This is a genomic window from Streptomyces sp. UH6 (genome assembly GCF_013421635.1).
Classification (GTDB): Bacteria; Actinomycetota; Actinomycetes; order Streptomycetales; family Streptomycetaceae; genus Streptomyces; species Streptomyces abyssomicinicus.
Genome location: NZ_JACADT010001286.1, coordinates 1 through 1,303, shown reverse-complemented (window position 1 = coordinate 1,303; position 1,303 = coordinate 1). Strand labels below are relative to the sequence as shown.

Sequence of the window (1,303 nt, the reverse complement as noted above, 5' to 3'; positions counted from 1 at the left end):
GTGCAGGCGCTGGCCGTGCTGGACCTGGCGGCGGCGTTCGAGGGCCGGCTGGCGGAGGTGGGCGCCGCCGAGCTGCTGCGCGACATGGAGCTGCCGACGTCGGCGCTGCTGGCGCGGATGGAGCGGCACGGCATCGCCGCCGACCGGGACCACCTGGGGAAGATGGAGCAGATGTTCGCGGGCGCGGTCCAGCAGGCCGTGCGGGAGGCGCACGCGGCGGCGGGCCACGAGTTCAACCTGGGCTCCCCGAAGCAGCTCCAGGAGGTCCTCTTCGGCGAGCTGGGCCTGCCGAAGACGAAGAAGACCAAGACCGGCTACACCACGGACGCGGACGCGCTGGCCTGGCTGGCCCAGCAGACCGAGAACGAACTCCCGGTGATCATGCTGCGGCACCGCGAGCAGGCCAAGCTGCGGACCACCGTGGAGGGCCTGATCAAGACGATCTCCGCGGACGGCCGGATCCACACCACCTTCAACCAGACGGTGGCGGCCACGGGCCGGCTGTCGTCGACGGACCCGAACCTCCAGAACATCCCGGTGCGCACGGACGAGGGCCGGGCGATCCGCCGCGGTTTCGTGGTCGGCGAGGGCTTCGAGTCGCTGATGACGGCCGACTACAGCCAGATCGAACTGCGGGTGATGGCCCACCTGTCGGAGGACCGGGGCCTGATCGAGGCGTTCGCCTCCGGCGAGGACCTGCACACCACGGTCGCCTCCCAGGTGTTCTCGGTGGAGCGGTCCCAGGTCGACCCCGAGATGCGGCGGAAGATCAAGGCGATGTCGTACGGCCTGGCCTACGGGCTGTCGGCGTTCGGCCTGTCGCAGCAGCTGAACATCGACGCCGGCGAGGCGCGGGCCCTGATGGACACCTACTTCGAGCGGTTCGGCGGGGTGCGGGACTACCTGCGCCGGGTTGTCGACGAGGCCCGGGCCACCGGGTACACCGAGACCATCCTCGGCCGCCGCCGCTACCTCCCGGACCTGAACAGCGACAACCGTCAGCGGCGGGAGGCGGCCGAGCGGATGGCGCTCAACGCGCCGATCCAGGGCACCGCCGCGGACATCGTGAAGATCGCGATGCTGAAGGTCGACGCCGCGCTGCGGGAGGCGGAGCTGGGGTCGCGGATACTGCTGCAGGTCCACGACGAAATCGTGCTGGAGATCGCGCCCGGCGAGCGGGCCGCGGTGGAGGAACTGGTCCGGCGTGAGATGGCCGGTGCGGTGACGCTGCGGGCCCCGCTGGACGTGTCGGTCGGCGTGGGCCGGGACTGGGAGTCCGCGGCGCACTGAGCGACGGGGCCGG

The 1,303-nt window shown here is 71.5% G+C and carries 1 protein-coding gene; it reads left to right on the top strand.

Features of this window, described 5'->3' with window-relative positions:
* Window positions 1-1,290, top strand: a 1,290-nt coding sequence (locus HW445_RS31325) for a DNA polymerase (protein ID WP_257231419.1), incomplete at its 5' end; no start/stop codon positions are given.
* Between the last annotated feature and the right edge of the window lie 13 nt (window positions 1,291-1,303).